This is a genomic window from Xanthomarina sp. F1114 (assembly GCF_026410255.1).
Classification (GTDB): Bacteria; Bacteroidota; Bacteroidia; order Flavobacteriales; family Flavobacteriaceae; genus Xanthomarina.
Genome location: NZ_JAPMLL010000014.1, coordinates 48,109 through 63,089, shown reverse-complemented (window position 1 = coordinate 63,089; position 14,981 = coordinate 48,109). Strand labels below are relative to the sequence as shown.

11 protein-coding genes are annotated in these 14,981 nt (G+C 35.6%); 4 read left to right on the top strand and 7 right to left on the bottom strand.

Features of this window, described 5'->3' with window-relative positions; all coding sequences use genetic code 11:
• Window positions 1–90: 90 nt before the first annotated feature.
• Window positions 91–282, bottom strand: coding sequence for a cold-shock protein (locus tag OS188_RS12225; protein WP_007646460.1), 192 nt, complete (start codon window positions 280–282; stop codon window positions 91–93).
• Between the two features lie 242 nt (window positions 283–524).
• Here OS188_RS12225 and OS188_RS12220 point away from each other — a divergent pair, with 242 nt between their 5' ends.
• A complete protein-coding gene (locus tag OS188_RS12220; RefSeq protein WP_267149134.1) occupies window positions 525–875 on the top strand; it encodes a hypothetical protein in 351 nt (116 codons plus the stop codon).
• 57 nt (window positions 876–932) lie between these two features.
• Here OS188_RS12220 and OS188_RS12215 read toward each other — a convergent pair whose 3' ends face one another.
• The 4 genes from OS188_RS12215 to OS188_RS12195 all read right to left on the bottom strand — a co-directional run bounded on the left by OS188_RS12215 (window position 933) and on the right by OS188_RS12195 (window position 9,915).
• The gene (locus OS188_RS12215) at window positions 933–1,532 is read right to left on the bottom strand and encodes a DUF4136 domain-containing protein (protein WP_267149133.1); all 600 of its coding nucleotides are present in this window, start codon (window positions 1,530–1,532) and stop codon (window positions 933–935) included.
• A 16-nt stretch (window positions 1,533–1,548) separates the two neighbouring features.
• Window positions 1,549–3,543, bottom strand: a complete 1,995-nt coding sequence (gene hutU, locus OS188_RS12210; protein ID WP_267149132.1) for a urocanate hydratase — start codon at window positions 3,541–3,543, stop codon at window positions 1,549–1,551.
• Between the two features lie 252 nt (window positions 3,544–3,795).
• Window positions 3,796–3,948, bottom strand: a complete 153-nt coding sequence (locus OS188_RS12205; RefSeq protein ID WP_267149131.1) for a C1orf53 family protein — start codon at window positions 3,946–3,948, stop codon at window positions 3,796–3,798.
• Window positions 3,949–4,809: 861 nt separating this feature from the next.
• The gene (locus OS188_RS12195) at window positions 4,810–9,915 is read right to left on the bottom strand and encodes a RemA C-terminal-like gliding motility protein (RefSeq protein ID WP_267149130.1); all 5,106 of its coding nucleotides are present in this window, start codon (window positions 9,913–9,915) and stop codon (window positions 4,810–4,812) included.
• A gap of 264 nt (window positions 9,916–10,179) precedes the next feature.
• On the opposite strand from OS188_RS12195, the gene OS188_RS12190 reads away from it, so the two are divergent.
• From OS188_RS12190 to hemL, 3 genes are read left to right on the top strand one after another with little or no spacing between them, the layout of a single operon-like run.
• Window positions 10,180–11,070 carry a 1-aminocyclopropane-1-carboxylate deaminase/D-cysteine desulfhydrase gene (locus tag OS188_RS12190; protein ID WP_267149129.1) on the top strand — a complete coding sequence of 297 codons (891 nt, stop codon included), beginning with the start codon at window positions 10,180–10,182 and terminating at the stop codon, window positions 11,068–11,070.
• 50 nt (window positions 11,071–11,120) lie between these two features.
• Window positions 11,121–11,939, top strand: coding sequence for a glucosaminidase domain-containing protein (locus OS188_RS12185; protein ID WP_267149128.1), 819 nt, complete (start codon window positions 11,121–11,123; stop codon window positions 11,937–11,939).
• 15 nt (window positions 11,940–11,954) lie between these two features.
• On the top strand, window positions 11,955–13,241 hold the full coding sequence (gene hemL, locus OS188_RS12180; protein WP_267149127.1) for a glutamate-1-semialdehyde 2,1-aminomutase: 1,287 nt from the start codon (window positions 11,955–11,957) through the stop codon (window positions 13,239–13,241).
• Window positions 13,242–13,318: 77 nt separating this feature from the next.
• Here the strand turns inward: hemL and OS188_RS12175 are convergent, their stop codons facing one another.
• Both OS188_RS12175 and OS188_RS12170 read right to left on the bottom strand, forming a co-directional pair.
• Entirely contained in the window at window positions 13,319–13,768 is a 450-nt protein-coding gene (locus OS188_RS12175; RefSeq protein ID WP_267149126.1) for a DUF4890 domain-containing protein, read from the bottom strand.
• Window positions 13,769–13,939: 171 nt separating this feature from the next.
• Window positions 13,940–14,941 (bottom strand): hypothetical protein, encoded by a 1,002-nt coding sequence (locus tag OS188_RS12170; protein WP_267149125.1) that lies wholly within the window; start codon window positions 14,939–14,941, stop codon window positions 13,940–13,942.
• Window positions 14,942–14,981: the final 40 nt, after the last annotated feature.

Below are 14,981 nucleotides of genomic sequence, written 5' to 3'. Positions count from 1 at the left end.
ATGTTTTAAATCGATTATTGGAATAATCTTAAAAAGAAAAAGAGCCTATCGTAATGATAGGCTCTTTTTTAAAGCTTTAAAAGTATATAATTAGATAACTTTTACGTTAATCGCGTTTAATCCTTTTTTTCCTTCAGTTAAATCAAATTCAACTTGGTCACCTTCTCTTACTTCGTCAATTAAGCCAGAAATGTGTACAAAATGCTCTTTGTTGTTTCCTTCTTCTGTTATGAATCCAAAACCTTTAGAGTCATTAAAAAATTTTACTGTACCAGTACTCATAATAATATTTTATTTAATTAAGGCACAAAGGTAATCTAATAATCTGATTTATAAAGCTTTTTTTCTTTTAGTTTGAAGATTTGTATAAATTAGTAAAAGAGAATTGCTTTTTATTTAGTTCATTTCTGTTTTCAAGAAGAATTTATTACAGTTTTTAATAGTAGATATGTAAGTAGAAATAAACCTATATTAATAATTTTTGTATATTTAATTTTTAAAATAAACAATAACTAAAAAATATCATGAAAAAATACCTATCTTTTTTAAGCTTTATAGCTTTGTTTTTTATTGGATTGCAATTTTCATCTGCTCAAACAGATGCTAGGCAAAGCCAAAGCCCTGAGGCTATTGCTAAAGAAAAAACTCACGAGTTACACCAACTTGTAAACCTTACAGGAGGACAGCAAAGCGCTATTTTTAAAGTTTTAGTAGATGCAGAACAAAATATGGGGGAGCTGAATAAAAGGGATGTTACCGATAATCTAAAACAAGAAGGTTCTATAACTGTACGTAAAAATACAGAAGAAGCTTTCAAAAGAATCTTAACTCCAGAACAATTTAATATATATATGGAGTCCTTAAAAAAGGAATAAAAGTAACTTATTTAAATAGAATTAAAAAAGGGATTTACAATTGTAAATCCCTTTTTGTTATTTATTATCTGCTCCTGGAGGGTATTTCTCCAAAATGGAAGCTACAAATTCTTGTATGCGTTCTTCCTTTTTATTAGTGCTACTACTTAAGTATCCAGTTCCAACTCCTTGCCAAACAAGTTCTTTTTTATTGGCGTCTATCAAATCAATATACAAAACACCTTCGGTAGATGTACTTACTGTGTTGTAGTTACCCCAATAGTATGGACTCCAACCCCAGCCGTATCCATAGCCATACGGATAATATCCCGACTGTTCAATATTTACTTTTTCACGTGACTTTGTAAAAATACTAACCAATAAATCTGGAGTTTCTGATTTTGTGAAGCCTTTATTCAATAATTCAGACTCTATGGCTCGAAGCATGCGTCTTTTATCCAAATCGTTAATTTCAGCTTTGTCAATTCCCGGTTTATAGAAAGCAAAGGTTTTGTATTCAGAAAAGTTAGCCTCCTTGTCAAAGTCTGCTGCTACTCTAACAGAATCGCAAGAAACAACTGTAATTAATAACAATGAGACTAATAAAATAACCGGTAATTTTCTAAAGGAAAAACTTATAAAATTAAAGCCCTTTCCGTTTGATGATAATGTTTTCATAGCATTTGTTTTTAGGTTAAAACGAGTTTAGCAATTTTTCATCAACCAAGTTAGGAAGCGTTACTTTTAAATTAGGTTCCACTTCCATAGCCCTTTTAATGGCAAAAACAGCGCCTTCATTTCTTGCCCAACTTCTTCTTGAGATACCGTTATTAACATCCCAGAAAAGCATTGATTTTAAGCGTCTTTCTGCGTCTTTACTACCATCAAGAACCATACCAAATCCTCCATTTATAACTTCGCCCCAGCCAACGCCACCACCATTGTGGATGCTTACCCAAGTTGCTCCTCTAAAGCTATCTCCAATCACATTTTGGATAGCCATATCTGCAGTATAGCTGGATCCGTCGTAGATATTACTTGTTTCTCTGTAAGGCGAATCTGTTCCGGAAACATCATGATGATCTCTACCTAAAACAACGAAACCTATCTCTTCTTTTGCAATGGCATCATTAAAAGCTTGTGCTATTTTCATTCGGCCTTCGGCATCAGCATATAGAATTCTAGCCTGAGATCCTACTACCAGTTTATTTTCTTGAGCCCCTTTTATCCATTGGATATTATCTGCCATTTGTTGTTGAATTTCACTAGGAGAATTGGTTTTCATCTCTTCTAATACTTTACAGGCTATGGCATCTGTTTTTGCTAAATCTTCTGCTTTTCCGGAGGTACATACCCAACGGAAAGGTCCAAAACCATAGTCAAAACACATGGGGCCCATAATGTCTTGAACATAACTAGGGTATTTAAATTCTCGACCTATGCTTGGGTTTTTAGCCAAAACATCGGCACCAGCGCGCGAAGCTTCTAATAAGAAAGCATTTCCGTAGTCGAAGAAATACGTGCCTTTTGCAGTGTGTTTATTTATGGCTGCTGCATGACGACGTAAGGTTTCCTGAACTTTTTCTTTAAATAATTCTGGGTTATTCGCCATCATTTTATTCGAGTCTTCAAAAGAAATATCTACGGGGTAATAACCTCCTGCCCACGGGTTGTGGAGCGAGGTTTGATCGCTTCCTAGGTCGATAGTGATGTTGGCTTCATCAAATTTTTCCCAAACATCCACCACATTTCCTAAATAAGCTATAGAAATGGTTTCTTTATTCGCTTTTGCTTTCTTGACTCTTTCTACCAACGCATCTAAGTCTGATAATTTTTCATCTATCCAACCTTGATCTAAGCGCACTTGAGTTATTTTCGGATTCACTTCAGCACAAACAGTAATACATCCTGCAATATTTCCTGCTTTTGGTTGCGCGCCACTCATGCCTCCTAATCCAGAAGTAACAAATAGATTCCCTTTAGGTTCTTTGTTTATTTTTCTAAATCCGTTTAAAACAGTAATGGTTGTTCCATGTACTATACCTTGAGGTCCAATATACATATAACTTCCGGCCGTCATTTGTCCGTATTGCGTAACACCCAGGGCGTTAAATTTCTCCCAATCGTCTGGTTTGGAGTAGTTAGGAATCATCATCCCATTAGTAACCACAACTCTTGGTGCTTCTTTATGACTAGGGAATAAGCCCATTGGATGCCCGGAATACATGACTAAGGTTTGTTGGTCGGTCATTTCGGCTAAATACTTCATGGTTAGGAGGTATTGCGCCCAATTAGAAAAAACGCCACCGTTACCACCATAAGTAATAAGTTCGTGTGGGTGTTGAGCAACAGCATGGTCCAGGTTATTCTGAATCATTAACATGATTGCTGCAGCCTGCTTGGATTTTGCAGGATAATCGTCAATAGGTCTGGCGTAAATATCGTAATCTGGATGAAAACGATACATATATATTCTTCCGTAAGTTTCCAGTTCCTGTTTAAATTCAGGAAATAGGGTTTCATGATGTTTTTTGTCGAAATAACGAAGGGCATTTTGGATAGCCAGTTTTTTTTCCTCAGACGTTAAGATGTCTTTCCGTTTAGGTGCATGATTTATGCTTGTGTTATACGGTTTTGGTTGTGGTAAAACACTTGGTATTCCTTCTAATATTTGTTCTTTAAATGTCATTTGTTCTGTTGTCGGTTATCTGTTATCTGTTGTCTGTTGTCTGTTGTCGGTTATCTGTTGTCTGTTGTCTGTTGTCTGTTGTCGGTTATCTGTTGTCTGTTGTCGGTTATCTGTTGTCTGTTGTCGGTTATCTGTTGTCTGTTGTCTGTTTTTCCCACCTTCGCAATTGCTACGGACGGGCAGTGTTATCTGTGTGTTGTAAATTGCGTCTCAGTTTTCTAGAAACAAAAACTTCGCAGCAATTAGTAATTCTTAATGTTTTTTTTGATTAAAGCCATAGGGGCAATGTCTGCAACCGCTTTCGCAACAATATCCTCTTTTTAAATGATACTGTTCTGTAAAGCAGCGATAGCCTTCTGGCGTTAGATAATAATCGCCTTCTTCTATGGGGATTAATTTTTTCATAATACAAAGATATGAAAATAGATTGTTGGATTGTTTTTCTGTTCTATGGGATTCTTTTCTCTCCTGTTTATTAATTATTCTGATTCATAGGAGAGGTCGGGAAAGGTACGGGAAAGGTACGGGAAAGATACGGGAAAGGTTTAGGTGGATTTTTACTAGATGGTTTATTTAAAAATAAATATTAAGGTATTGTATTTAATTGAAATTTACTCTTTACCGAATGTAGATTTAGGTTGAATCAAGAATTACTAAAACAAGGAATAGCTATTATTTGCGTCTTAGACTTAGTTGTATTTTCTTAATTAGTTTGTTATAGTTAGTAAAAAAATGACGAAGGTTTTAGATTCTATGTGCTGAAATTCTGGTGAAAATCGACACGAACTATGTACGGACTATCTACGGACTATCTACGGACTATCTAGGGAGTGTGATTCTAGCTTGACTCGTCCTAAAATAACTATACAGTTTATAAAATTAATCCTGATATAATTATACAGTGCTGTTCTTTGGACTAAAATTTGATTATTTTTGGATATGATTGTCATTTCAAAATACTTGGTGCCCAAACATTATTTAGGACTTAGCGTTTGGCCTTTTATTTTTCTGAAGCATAAAGCTTTAAAACAGGATGAGGTTTTAATTAATCATGAACGCATTCATATGCGGCAGCAACTAGAATTGCTGATTCTTCCTTTTTATATGTTCTATGGTCTGGAATTTCTATGGCGTATTTATCAATACAAATCCTGGTATTTGGCATATCGCCAAATTTCTTTTGAACGAGAAGCTTATAGTAAAGAAAAAGACCTTAATTATTTAAAATCAAGGCCTTTTTGGAGTTTTATTAGCTATTTATAATTTTTATTTCAATACGACTTTCTGTGTTTTTTGAAGTCCGTTGATTAAGGTTGCTTTTACAATATAAGTACCATTTGATAAAGACAAATTGTTTAATGTCAATTTGTTTTCATTGATGTTTTTATTGTTGAACAAGCTACGACCTAAAATATCAAATACTTCAACCTGCTTAATGGCTTCGGTTTTTGAACTTATTTGAATATAGTTGTTTCCAGGGGCAGAAATTAATAGGCCACTTAAAAGTTGTTCATCGGTAATATTTAAAGTTTCATTTGTATAGCGCAAAATAAAGCGATTATTAAAAGTTCCTGCTTCAGACGTAAAACTGTATGGCGAGTTTCTTAAATTATGAACCATATTATTGTAAGTATCTTCTAAGAAGATGTCTTGAGATGTGTTTTCAAATAAACCATCCAGGGTATTGATAGCTATAGTATAATTGCCGGCTGTTGCTATTTTAACACCTAAGGGAACCGTATCGATATCATTAAAAGGAAGTGAACGTCCTTGAATAGCCATTTCCTCTGTATCGATTAACGAGTAAAAACGGTTACTGGTTTCGCTTAGTTCATGTCCGTCGAACATGAAATCCACCTCATTAGTCGCTTGTTCTATATAGCCCACTAAAATAGAATTGGCAGTATTATTTGGAGCAACTAAATCTAACCAGATACGATGTTTCTCAAATTCATTTTGATTAATATCTGTGCTATTTCGGTAAAATTGTCCGTTGTCATGCGGTGTAAAACTAGAGCCATAACGCATGTTGTTATTAAATGTGAGGTTAGAAGGAGAGGTTGCTCCATCATCCATTAATACAAAAAACGCTTGTCCTGCAGCAATATTTCCATTAAATCCAGCCGGATTAGATCCAGTGCCGTTATGGCCAATATAGTCCTCGGCATTATAATTGTATACATAATCGCCATAAAAAGGATCTGTGGTTGAGTTTGGTGCTGTTATATGTCTCCATAAATAAACAGTACCAGAGATAAGTGGCGTATTTGGATCTGGAGTGTTGTATAGAAGTCCTGCGTTTTCGGTAATAAAAGATTGTGCAGAAATAGCAGAAGGGTACGGATTCCCTACTAGATTCCAATTATCGTCTAATCTGGTAGCCATGGTGTTTCCTGCGCCAGGGTAATCGCCAGCTGTGTATGTGCCTCGTAGAATAGGGATTTGAATGCGACCATTTCTTGGAACCCCATTAAACTCTACTGTATTAACAGGAGAAGTGTTGAATGGATTTGTACCAGAAATACCACGAATAATATATCCTTTTGCTGGTAGCATGATGCCATTAGCTGTTTCCCAATGGCCGTAATTACCAGCTCCGTTCCCAGGAACGGTTGGAATCCAACTATATCTTAGGTTAGAATTGGGGGACACGGCTGTTACAGAAAAATTATCAACTGGAGACGACCAGTATACATAAGCTTGCGGAGACATATTGTTTACGCTACGTTGCATTTGAATATTCCCAGAGTTTGTAATACCTGTATTTGTAATTTGAATCAGGTTCGAACTGTTTCTTAAAACCATTTGTCCATCCACTGTAATATCATCTGTTATGACAAGATCGGCTGCTGGCAATAATTCTAAGTATCCGTTGTTTTGTACATGTAGGGTTCTTCCTAAACCAGGGTTTGGAGCTGCATTAACAATAGGAGAGATATTACTTGTGGAGGCTGCGCTTGGAATAATAACACAGTCCATTTCTGTTGGAATGGCGTTACCTGTCCAATTGGCGTCTGTATACCAATCTGTAGTTCCTGCTCCAGCAGTCCAAATTTTACTATTATTAGTAACGACTATTTCATCTGTTAAGGTTATTGGGCCAGAGCAAGTTGTGTAATTTGAAACTGCAAAATAAGTGTCAGGTGATGCTATGTTAATAGTTGTGCCAGAGCCTATTGATGTGCTACCAACACCGCCATTACTTGCAGAGTACCAGGTAACACTATCTGGAGTTATATCAGCGCCACTAGGTGTAAATCGCCATGCTTCGTTAGTTGTTTCCCAGTTAGTGTCAAGGCCATTTCTACAAGGAGCTACAGCGTATTGATTGTTAGGGGCTAAAGGTGTGATGTTTCCCTGAATTCCTACAATAGCATTCCCGCCATTCCATGGATTGACGTTCCCGTTTTCTATTCGTTTTTCTTCTATGAATACTTCAATGATGTTTGTGGTTTCATGTAATACAATCATTCCGGTGTATAGTCTAGAAGAGTCACTAAACATAGGAATATCATGCCAAGACACTTGAAACTGTCTACAAGGGGCAGAACCAGTGGTACGACTTTTAATGGCACCTTCAGGTAAACTGGTAGGAATGATATCGTGATAGACTCCATAAATAGCTTGTTCAAATAAAGCTCCTGCTGTACTAGGCAGGTTGGCATTAAAGCTATAACCAGCGTAATCTCCTGCATCAATGGCGCTATTAAAGGTAATTACTCCATTTGGGCCAACTAAAGTTTGATTATAGGAGTTTTCATAAAAACAAAAATTAAATCCAAGATTGGTTCTGGAGTCAGCCCAATAGTCATCAGTAGAAATAGATTGATTACCGCCATTTCCAAGAATTGAAAAATTGTAATCTGGAGCAGGGCTTGTAGGGTATGTTATTTGTTCAACTATATAGCTACTTGTTTCTTTTAGGTTTGAGTTTACTTCTAATGTAATAGAAGGAAGACTACAATCTAAATTAACTGTGGGGTCTAAAACAAATGGGTCTGCAATAAACGGGTTATTTCCTTGTTCGTCAATAATTGTAGTAGGGCAGAGGGTAGGTGTTGATACTACTGGTCCTGATGATGTACAAGGTTCAGTAACACAGATATTAAATGTTGAGGTAGCACCTGCTGTGGATGACCAAGTAAATACTTGTACGAAATAAGTAGCTCCCACAGTTAAACCAGTTAAGTCAGTTGAGTCAGAATCATTACATGAAATATTATCTGCCACCGCTACGCTACAATCTGGTGGAGTAAATGGACCATATACCGCATGGTACATATCTGTAGTGCTTCCAGAAACATTAAAAAGGCTTACGGTTTGACTTGAGTTTGTAGCCACAAAGCTGTACCAAACATCATCATTTGGAGTTCCAGAACATGCATCTATACCGGAATTGGTTGCACTGCCAACAGAGCCTGTAGTGCCGATACAAGTTGAATTTACCGTTAAGCTGACTGCTCCACAAGGTTCATCATTAGTTGGAGGTGGAGGTGGTGTGCCTATACATATATCAAAAGTTGTAGTAGCAGATCCACTGTAATAGGTATATACTTGAACAAAATAGGTGTCTCCAATAGTAAGACCAGTAACTGTACTTGAGTTTGGATCGGAACAACTAATATTATCTGCTGCGACAACGGAGCAATCTGGTGCTGTAAACCCACCATAAACAGCATGGTACATATCAGTTGTGCTACCAACAGCATTTGATATATCTACAGAATGACTAGTATTAGTAGCAACGAAACTATACCAAACGTCATTATTAGCTGTTCCAAAACATGGGTTTAGTCCAGAATTTGTTGCACTAGCAACAGTGCCAGAAGTTGTGCTTGCACAAGAATAATCTGGATTAACTGTTAGACTAATTGAAGCACAGGGGTCGTCATTTGCAGGAGGAGGGGGAGGAGTTCCGATACAAATATCAAAATCTGTATTTTGTCCAGTTGAAGCTGTATATGTATAAACTTGAACGTAATATGTGTTTCCTATAGTTAGTCCAGTAAGCGTACTAGAGTTGGGATCAGAGCATACAATTGGTGTTCCCAAAGTTCCACAAGTGCCGTTATAAACGGCGTGAACCAAATCTGTAGAACTCCCAGAAATATTATTTAAATCTACAGTGTGATAAGTTGAAGTCGCGACAAAACTGAACCAAACGTCATCATCTTCTGTACCTGTACAATTATTTGCTCCAGAATTGGATGCAAACTCTACGGTCCCAGACGCAAAATTTGAACAGCTAAAGTCATTGTTTGTTAATACAGGTGTTGCAGCACAAGGCTCATCATTTGGCGGAGGGGTTACAGTTGTACACGTTCTAGAAATAGTGAAATTTCCTGTGGTAGTACCAGTAGTCCAATAGGCTATGTATATATAATAGTTAACACCATTTGTAGTTATAAATGTGTAGGTTTCGCTTCCACCAAAAGCATCATCACAATCTATATTAGTTAAAGCACCACAGTTTCCGCTTGTTGTAGCCATTTCGAGATCAAAACCACTTCCTGTAGCTGTTATAGTGGTTTGATTTCCATCGCCAGTAAATGTGTACCATACTCCATAATTAGACATAGTACATCCTGTGTTGTGTGCTACATTTGTAGTGTTATTTGTAGTGCCTGATAAATTTGTTGTTCCACATGGTAATGCAGTAGCATTATTACATAAATTATTTACTGGTGCTGGAGGTGGTAAATCGGATATTAACGAAATATTATCAATAGCAATTGGGGGATTTGTGCCAACACTACCATCATTACTCCATTCAAAAACGATTCTAAATGTAGTGCCAGCATATTCTGTCGGAATATTTAGACTGCTATTTAACCATGTGGTTTGTGCGCTATAATTGCCGCCAATTTGAATTCTACCTGTTGGTGCTGTGCCGTTTGCATCTATTTTAGTACCATATGAAGGAGTGTACGAAGTCGGTACAAGCCAAACTTGCATTTTGTCATATGAACTTTCTCCTCGACATTTCCAATCAAAATTTAAAGTAATATAAGTCTCATTTGCAGGAACTGTAATTGTTCTATAAATGTGTGAATATCTTGATGCAGAATTAGTGTAGGCGTTAATTGGAGGTGTTGCGTTATTATTGCTGACATATGCCGCTCTAGCGCCGCTAAACCCAGAAGCGCCTGTGCTACATACCCAACGATTTAGGTTGGTTGCACCAGTTGTAGCAGCCCAGCCATTAGAAGCGAAGGTTGTTCCGTTTTCAAAACCGCCATCCCCTGTAGGTGAAATATGAGTTGTTTGTGAAAACCCATTGATAGATATTAAACAAATGATTGGTATTAATGTAGAGATTTTTAAGAACTTATTTATGGTAAATAATTTCCATATTGAGTAATTTTTTTTCATGCGCTATTAATTTAGTGGGAAAAACGCAATATTAACTTTAATACACCTTAGTGGTAGTTGTTGAAAATTTAATAAAACGTTATTAATATGTTAATATTACAAATTTTATTGTTAAAATTTGCTTGAAAATATAATTATTTTATTAAAACGGTCTTCTTTCTTAATATTTATAAAATATAGTATTCTTATAGCGTTCTAAATGCGCTATGAAAGCGACTTAAACTTCTAGTATTTTGTATCTTTGACGTGTAAAATGTTCTAAAAGTGATTGAAATTATTGATCAAGAAAATGTGTGTTTAGAAAATCAACTTTCCCTGAAGCTTGATTATTTAAATCACCCAGATATTTCTGGAAATAAATTTCGGAAGTTGAAATACAATCTCCTGGAAGCTAAAAAGCTACAGAAGTCCATTTTATTAAGCTTTGGTGGCGCTTTTTCCAATCATATTGCTGCTGTGGCAGCTGCTGGACATAGGTTTGGATTTAAGACTATTGGTGTTATTCGAGGTGAGGAACTAGCAGATAAAATTTTAGAAAATCCAACTTTATCCTATGCCAAAAAACAAGGCATGCAATTTCATTTTGTTTCTAGAAAAGTCTTTAGAGAAAAAGCGACAGAAGCCTTTACAGAGGATTTAAAAAGCCGGTTTGGCGATTTTCATCTTATTCCCGAAGGGGGAACCAATGCCTTAGCTGTAAAAGGCTGTGAAGAAATTTTAACCGAAAAAGATCATGGTTTCGATTATATATGTTGTCCAGTAGGAACAGGAGGGACTATTAGCGGACTCATTAATTCGAGCTTGCCTCAACAAAAAATTCTAGGTTTTCCGGCACTAAAAGGTGACTTTTTGCAAGAAGAAATTAGTAAGTTTGCAAATAATTCTAATTGGGAATTAATAACAGATTATCATTTTGGAGGTTATGCTAAAATAAACTCTCAATTAATCAGTTTTATAAATAGTTTTAAGGCTAACTATCAAATCCCTTTAGATCCTGTGTATACAGGGAAAATGATGTTTGGAATTTACGACTTATTAAAACAAGGGTATTTTCCAGAAGACAGTAAAATATTAGCCATTCATACAGGAGGATTGCAAGGAATTGACGGTATGAATAAAAAATTAAGACATAAAAAGTTACCAATAATTAAATAATAGATTTCCGTTTAACTGTCTTTAAGCAGGCAGGAGCGAAAAAAACAGATATGAGAAAACTAATCTTACTTTTTCTTTTAGGTATTTTTGTTTTTAGCTGTGGTTCCAGTAAGAAAACTAGTTCTAGAAAGCATAAAAATAAGCAAAAAACAGAACGCGTTGTTACAGATCCCAGAACAAATCCTAAAACCAACGCTCCCAAAGAGGTGATAGTTGTAGAGGATACACCTGTAAGAGTACCAACTACAGTAGAAGAGTATATTGCCCTATTTAGTGGGGTTGCGCAGGAAGAAATGCGTCTGTATCATATTCCGGCGAGTATAACTTTGGCTCAAGGAATTTTAGAATCAGGCTCCGGAAAAGGCAGATTAGCTGTAGAAGCAAATAACCATTTTGGGATTAAATGTCACGACTGGACAGGAGCTAGAATTTATCACGATGATGATGCCTCTCAAGAGTGTTTTAGAAAATATAATGATGCTAAATACTCTTATCGCGATCACTCTTTGTTTTTAACCCATAGATCTCGTTATAAGGGTTTGTTTGCCTTAGATATAGACGATTATAAAGGATGGGCTAAAGGTTTAAGAGCTGCAGGTTATGCTACGGATAGAAAGTATCCAGACAAGTTAATAAGTTTAATTGAGCGCTACGATCTTGATAAATATGACGATGAAGTTACTGGAGGTAAAAGGGCCAGAAAATCATCGACTGTAAATGCTAAACACACACATTTAATTTCTAAAGGAGATACTTTATATTCTCTGTCTAGAAGATATAACACAAGCGTTGACGAATTAAAACGCTTAAATAAGTTAACCAACAATAATTTAACTATAGGAAGTGTATTAATAGTTAAATCTAATTAAAAAATTCAATCATTCATGCTGTATAAAAGAAGTAGTGCTTTGTTTGCCGAAGCAGAAACTGTCATTCCCGGAGGAGTAAACTCGCCAGTAAGAGCTTTTAATGCTGTTGGAGGAACTCCTGTTTTTATTAAAAAAGCTCAAGGAGCTTATTTAGTAGATGAAGATGATAATGAGTATATAGATTATATAAATTCATGGGGACCTATGATTTTAGGTCATGCCTACAAACCCGTTGTAGATGCTGTTATAGAAAAAACTAAGTTGGGAACCTCTTTTGGAACACCTACTGAAATTGAAACTAAAATAGCTAAACTGGCTGTTTCTATGGTGCCAAATATCGACAAAATAAGATTTGTTAATTCAGGTACAGAAGCTTGTATGAGTGCTGTAAGATTAGCTCGAGGTTATACAGGAAAGGATAAGATTATAAAATTTGCAGGTTGCTACCATGGGCATAGCGATTCGTTTTTAATCCAAGCTGGATCTGGGGCTGTTACTTTTGGAAGTCCAAATAGTCCTGGTGTTACTAAAGGAACTGCTCAAGATACTTTATTAGCAGCATACAACGATATTGAAAATGTGGAACAGCTTATAGAAGCAAATAAAGGAGAAATTGCCTGTATTATTTTAGAGCCTGTAGCTGGAAATATGGGATGTATTCCTCCCAATGATAATTTTCTACAAAAATTAAGAGCTTTATGTACAGCCCATAATATTTTATTAATTTTTGATGAGGTAATGACGGGCTTTCGTCTCTCTAAAGGTGGTGCTCAAGAATTGTATGGAATAGAAGCAGATTTAGTTTGTTTTGGAAAAGTAATTGGTGGCGGATTGCCAGTGGGGGCTTTTGCCGGACGTTCTGACATTATGAATCACTTAGCGCCTCTTGGACCTGTTTATCAGGCAGGAACTTTAAGTGGAAATCCGTTAGCTATGGCAGCAGGTTTGGCCATGCTAACCGAATTAAATGCCGATAAAGATATTTATAAGCGTTTGGCAGATAAAACAGCGTATTTACACAAAGGCTGTGCTGAGGTTTTAAATAAACACAAAATTCCACATACAATTAATAGAATTGGATCTATGATTTCTATTCATTTTTCCGATACAGATGTGGTTGATTTTGAAACTGCAGCTCTTGGCAATAACGACAGATTTAAAGCCTTTTTTCACGGCATGCTTAAAGAAGGAGTGTATATTGCACCTAGTGCTTTTGAAACCTGGTTTATTACAGATGCTTTAAGCTATACAGATTTAGATAAAACTATTGCTGCCTGCGATAAAGTTTGCGGTAGCTTATAATACGTAAAATCTTATCATAAAAAAAGCTGTCTATGTTTTTAGACAGCTTTTTTAGTATAAAATCTAATTTACTTCTTTTATTCTTTTAAGCTTGCTCTTTTTTTTTGGCGCCTCTGCTTTTGGTATTTTCCTTTTTTCTCATCACGCAGTTTTTCCCATTTGGAATATTGTTCCTCGCTAAGAATCTCCTTCATGTGTTTTTTCATTTCTATCTGCTGATCTAATCTTTCATTTTTCATTTTAAGCTTTTCTTCTTTCGAAAGACTTGCTTTTGAAGGTTTTTCAGTATTAGATTGTTTTCTCTCATCTATTTTGGTCTGTCTTGTTTTTTCCATTTCAAGAAATAAGTTCTCAACTTGCTTTTGTTGAGTTTCAGATAAATCTAAATCCAGAGTAAGTTGTTTTGAATGCAGTTGAGCTCTTTCTTCTGGCGTGTAATCTTGCATTTTTTGTTTGCTTTGCTTGTTATGTTGTGCATTGGCAAAACTTGTTATAAAAACGAGGGTAATTAAAGCTAATTTTTTCATCTTAAAGAGTTTATGTTTATAACTATAAGACTTTTAAAAATTGAAATAGTTTAATCTCATCTTTAAATATGTTTAATTTACAGAACGGGATTTAACTAAAAATCTATTCATACAGCCACTTATTCATGCGAACATCCAAACTTATTTTTATACAAATAAATAGGTGTTTTGTTATAAGGTATTTAAGTATTCACTAATTAAATCGTAGCCTTCAGGGTGCATCATGGTAGTTCCTGTTAAAGGCATGCTTATTCCATCGTAATACATAGACATTCTAAAATCTATATTTGGTTTGTCTTCTACTATATAAGAATCCAATAATGGCGTATCATAAGATAATCTCAAATTAGATTGGTCAGCACAAAATGCGCCATCAGAATGGCAATGGGCACAATTCATATCAAAATAGGCTCTAGCACGTTCTTCTAATGAGAAGTTAACAGCGTCTTTCCAATCTGGTAATATTGAAACCTGGGACGCATTAGATAGATTGGTAATATAATTTTCTGAAATCCAAGTTTCCAATTGATTGTTCCCGTTTAAGGCTCTAAGTTTAGGGCCAATAGGTACAATTACGTTGCTTGTATTATGACAATCTATGCAGTCTTGCGCAGAGGGAATTACATAATCTACATTTACAGTGTTTCCATCTAAATTGTTGTAACTAATAGGAACCGTACTTGTTGTATTATCTAAAACAGCATCTGTTTGTTGCGTATTCCACTTGTAATTACCAAGTTCCCAAACCCCATTTTTTTTAATAAGAATACGAGTTTCAATTAACTGTTTTCCTTCAGTTTCGTCTCGTTCATTATTTAGATAATAAAATGTTTTTGCTATTACCGTATTGTTTGGAAAGTTAGGAAGTCCGTCGTCAATATATTCCATAGTTGTGCCTTCTGGAAGCGCTAAAAGACGTTGTTTATATGAATAATCTGAAAAAAGTGTGGTGTTTAGATTGTAAATAAAGGCACGATCGCTAGGCGTTAAATCGTTTAAATTTTCTGAAAATAAATTTAGATCCGATAAGTTTGGCAGAAATTCCGGAATAACTTCAGGGCTTGTTGGCGGAGTTGGATCTGGTGGTGTTGGCGAATAATGGGTGTCGTCTGTATCGTTAGAACAGGAGAAAATGACTAAGGAAAAAGTCATTAATAAAATTAATTTTTTCATTTTTAAGTTTGTTAATTTCGCTAGTGAAAATAATAAAAAA

Coding starts and splice junctions, on each gene's coding strand:
- OS188_RS12225 (WP_007646460.1), bottom strand. CDS start 282: ATGAGTACTGGTACAGTAAAATTTTTTAATGACTCTAAAGGTTTTGGA.
- OS188_RS12220 (WP_267149134.1), top strand. CDS start 525: ATGAAAAAATACCTATCTTTTTTAAGCTTTATAGCTTTGTTTTTTATT.
- OS188_RS12215 (WP_267149133.1), bottom strand. CDS start 1,532: ATGAAAACATTATCATCAAACGGAAAGGGCTTTAATTTTATAAGTTTT.
- hutU (WP_267149132.1), bottom strand. CDS start 3,543: ATGACATTTAAAGAACAAATATTAGAAGGAATACCAAGTGTTTTACCA.
- OS188_RS12205 (WP_267149131.1), bottom strand. CDS start 3,948: ATGAAAAAATTAATCCCCATAGAAGAAGGCGATTATTATCTAACGCCA.
- OS188_RS12195 (WP_267149130.1), bottom strand. CDS start 9,915: ATGAAAAAAAATTACTCAATATGGAAATTATTTACCATAAATAAGTTC.
- OS188_RS12185 (WP_267149128.1), top strand. CDS start 11,121: ATGAGAAAACTAATCTTACTTTTTCTTTTAGGTATTTTTGTTTTTAGC.
- hemL (WP_267149127.1), top strand. CDS start 11,955: ATGCTGTATAAAAGAAGTAGTGCTTTGTTTGCCGAAGCAGAAACTGTC.
- OS188_RS12175 (WP_267149126.1), bottom strand. CDS start 13,768: ATGAAAAAATTAGCTTTAATTACCCTCGTTTTTATAACAAGTTTTGCC.
- OS188_RS12170 (WP_267149125.1), bottom strand. CDS start 14,941: ATGAAAAAATTAATTTTATTAATGACTTTTTCCTTAGTCATTTTCTCC.